The 4,158-nt window shown below is 37.9% G+C and carries 2 protein-coding genes; both read right to left on the minus strand.

Annotated features, from left to right (window positions below; genetic code table 11):
* Positions 1-79: 79 nt before the first annotated feature.
* Positions 80-379, minus strand: coding sequence for a hypothetical protein (locus tag DB41_RS01435; protein ID WP_155117533.1), 300 nt, complete (start codon positions 377-379; stop codon positions 80-82).
* Positions 380-1,094: 715 nt separating this feature from the next.
* A complete protein-coding gene (locus DB41_RS01440; protein WP_039383549.1) occupies positions 1,095-3,956 on the minus strand; it encodes a valine--tRNA ligase in 2,862 nt (953 codons plus the stop codon).
* Positions 3,957-4,158: the final 202 nt, after the last annotated feature.

Here is a 4,158-nt window from a genome sequence, read left to right on the forward strand (position 1 = left end):
GAAAGAGGTCTATTTATATTTCTGTTAGATTGCTCGATTAATCCTTTAATGTGCCATTCATTTTTTTTCAACACTATTATCATGAAAAGCTTATTGATAATATTTTCTTTAACTTCTTCGGTTTGCGCAACAATTTTTTTATGAAATGGGGAGCTATGTAATCTCTAATCATCACTTCATTACTTCTTCCAGGATGATCATCGAGCGTAGATGACTCCATATTAAAAGTTAAATCTTTTAAGCTGACTCGTCTAGCTGTGCGTGAACCGAAGACATCATGCCGATGACCGTAAGAATTGGCAGGATTTACAGCTTTTAAATCTGTTAACAGTTGGATATGCCCAGCTTTAGCAAATTCTTCTACCTTATAATTCAACATTTTTTTTGTCACTAGTCGAGTAAAAACAGATTCTACTCCTCCTGATTGGTAGTCTTGCGGCGCACTTGATCCTTAAATGAAATTTCCAGCGCTATATCTTAATTGGCTAGAAAGCAAACCTACTTTAAGGATAAGAGATAAGGTTCTTTCAGGGTGCGGACCTGTTAATCCTAGCATAAGGCCTAGAGCCCCTTCGTGGCGCATTTTATCAGACATATTAAAGGAAAGTACTTTCTTACCAGGTAGAGTTTCTACCCAACAGTATTTTTTATTATCTATGGATCTTATAGCTCTTAAGCGTTAAAGAGCAATCTTATCGCATACACTTCTTATTATTTACGCCATAACGCCCATTTTAATTGAATTATAGCTATTGTTCTTTGCTTAATGAAAAAGACTAAGTATCATGGATTCTAAGCGATTAAAGGAAGTTATGTGTAACCGAATAAATGCTAACGAATGCGCAGTAAGATCCTCTTTTTTTTCTCCTGCTATCTCTCTATTTATTATTTTTCAGCATTTATAGGTGCTTTTCAGGGCTTTTGATAAGGGAAAAAAGTTAGGGCAAAAACTTAAAGTAAGTAAAATTTATTTATACTAAAAAGGGTGCATCTACTTATTTATTTAAGTCAGTTTAAAAAGTTTATCTACCTACTAGGCAGATAAAATTTCTTAAACAATTTTTGATAGGCGTGAATCTTAAGTTTTCTTGTATTTATGTCAATTGGCTTAGCTTTGTAGTAACTTCCTCTAAGCTTTTCTTGGCTTGTGCCAATTGCTCTGTATGTTTTTGAATCAAGGGGGCAGGAGCTTTGGCTACAAAGTCATGATTAGCTAATTGTATATTAATTTTATCAATGGCCAAATTTAAGCGCTCTTTTTCTTTCAACAGGCGAGCTTTTTCCTGCTTCATGAGTTCTTCGGGTATAGGAATAATGATCTTAAGACTTTGATAGAAGGTAGAGGAGGAAAGCCCAAATTCTTTCTCCACATAGTGGAGTTGAAATTCGTTAATTTTTATCAGTGCTTTAATAATGCTTGTATTTTCTTTAATTAAAGAAAGAAGCTTATCGTCTTCTTTTCCTACGATGTGCACATTGGTAACTGTATTAAGAGGTAGCTTCATTTCACCACGCAAGTTACGAATGAGGTAAACAACATTTTCAATAATATTAAAAGCATGATCGATTTCAGCGTGGCAATCTAGCTTATTAGTCACTTGGGGATAAGGGGCAACAATACAGGCTGGACTCTGTAATGCCTCTATAGCTTCTTGCGTATAAAGATCCACGTCTGTATGTCTTGGGCTAGTCCCTAGTAGACGCTTGAGTTGCTGAAAGAGCTCTTCACTGATAAAAGGTGCCATAGGATGGATAAGACGCATTGACTGGCAAAGCACAATAGCTAACAGCTTTTGTTTGTTTTTTCGGTCTTCGCTTGTTCCTTGTTTACCAAAAAGTATGGGTTTGGCAATCTCAAGATAATAAGAACAAAACTCTTTCCAGAAGAAATCGTAGGCTTCCAAGGCAGCTTGATCAAATTGATAATGAGCTAATTTAGTATTAACCTTATGGACCACGCGATTAAGTACAGAAAGAATCCAGCGATCTTCTAGAGCAAGGATATTTTTATTAAGTCCTTGAGCGAATTCTTCGGGGCTTAAAGAATGCTCTCCCTGAAGATTCATAAAAATAAAGCGGGCTCCATTCCAAATTTTGTTGGCAAAATTCCGAAATTCTTCAAAACGTCGTCGATCTAAATCGATCTCGCGCGCTTGATTAGCACTAGCACATAAAGCCATGCGCATTGCATCCGTGCCATACTCATCGATGATTTCTAAAGGATCAATGACGTTGCCTTTAGTTTTGGACATTTTTTCCCAATTTGATTGGACATCGGGAGGGGTCGGCTTACCTAGATCATACTCTAAGCGTTCTTTATCGGTAAGATAGGAGATTCCTCCTTCTGCTGTCTTTCTCCAATAAGATTTGCCGTAAATCAAGCCATGCAGATAAATATCAGGAAAAGGAACTTGTTCCATCGCCTGCTCACCCATAAAAATCATACGGGCTACCCAGAAAAATAAAATATCATGGCCAGTAATTAACACGGAATTAGGATAAAACTTTTTAAGTACAGCGTTCTGTTCTGGCCATCCTAAGGCTGCAAAGGGCCAAAGGCCTGATGAAAACCAGGTATCCAACACATCTTCTTCTTGAACCCAATCGTATGGATTTTTCTCAATTTCCGGAGGCAGTCCTTCTCCTTCATAGCAGATAATATTTTCAGGGTTTTTACGATGATACCATACAGGAATGCGGTGTCCCCACCATAGCTGTCGACTAATGCACCAATCACGTAAATTATCTATCCAATGGAGATAGGTGTTTTCCCAATTTTTAGGAATAAAATGGATGCGCTCTTCGGTTAAAGCAGCACGTAATTTTTTAGCAAAGCCCTCCATCTTGATAAACCATTGCTTAGACATGTAGGGCTGAATAATGGCTTTAGAACGGTAGGAAACTCCTACTCGGTGAAGATGAGGAACTACTTGTTTTAAAAGGCCTTGCTGTTGCATCTCCTCTATCACCGCTTGGCGTGCTTCTTCCATAGATAACCCTGCATACTTTCCGCCTTTTTCGTTAATTTTACCATCGGGTGTCATGATATTAATAAAAGGAAGATGATGGGATAAACCTATTTGATAGTCGATAGGATCGTGTGCAGGTGTAATTTTGACCACTCCCGTTCCAAAGTCAGGATCTACAAGATGATCGGCAATCAGGGGAATATGTTGTTGAGTTAAAGGGTGATAGACAGTTTTACCTATCCACTGTGCATAGCGTGGATCTTTAGGGGATACGGCAAGAGCTGTATCTCCCAACATAGTTTCTGGGCGGGTAGTGGCAAAGCTTACAAAACCAGAAGCGTCGCTTAAAGGATACTGGAAAAACCATAGAAAAGATTGCTTTTCTTCATATTCTACCTCGTCATCAGCAAGAGCGGTTTGCGTCACAGGATCCCAATTTACCAGATAATCTCCGCGATAGATCAACCCCATCTCATAAAGTTTTTTAAACATCGTTTTGACTGCGCGGTTGTTTCCTTCATCGAGGGTAAAGCGCTGGCGTGCCCAATCACAAGAACAGCCCATCTTCTTTAACTGGTTGATTATACGGCTTTCATTTTCTTCTTTCCATTTCCAAACATGTTGTAGAAATTCTTCTCGGGAAAAATCTTTACGTTTTTTACCAGTAGTTTTAATTAGATGGCGTTCTACCACTGTTTGAGTAGAAATACCTGCATGGTCAGTACCTGGAACCCACAGAGCTTCAAATCCAGACATGCGTTTCCAGCGAATAAGAACATCTTGTAAAGTATTAGTAAGTGCATGCCCCATATGAAGCTGACCAGTCACGTTAGGGGGAGGGATAACAATACAAAAAGGCTTTTTGGGAGAGTTTGGATTAGCACTAAAATACCCTTTACTTTCCCAAAAGCTAAACCACTTGGCATCAACATTTTTGGCCTCATAAGCTTTAGGTAGTTCTGTAGATTCAAAAGGGGATGGGCTCATCATAAACTCTCAATTTTATAGAAGAGCATGATTATAGCTAAGCCGCGATTTTTTAATAGATGCATTTTATAAGATTTTTAAGGAAGCTAAGCTGTTTTTATTTTAATCTAAGCAACTGGGCAATGTAAGTGTTTAAAAAACAATTGTTAAAATATTTAAAATTATTTTTATAAATTAGAGGGGAAATTAAAGATGCCTTTCA

This window comes from Neochlamydia sp. TUME1, assembly GCF_000813645.1.
In the GTDB taxonomy this organism is placed as follows: domain Bacteria; phylum Chlamydiota; class Chlamydiia; order Chlamydiales; family Parachlamydiaceae; genus Neochlamydia.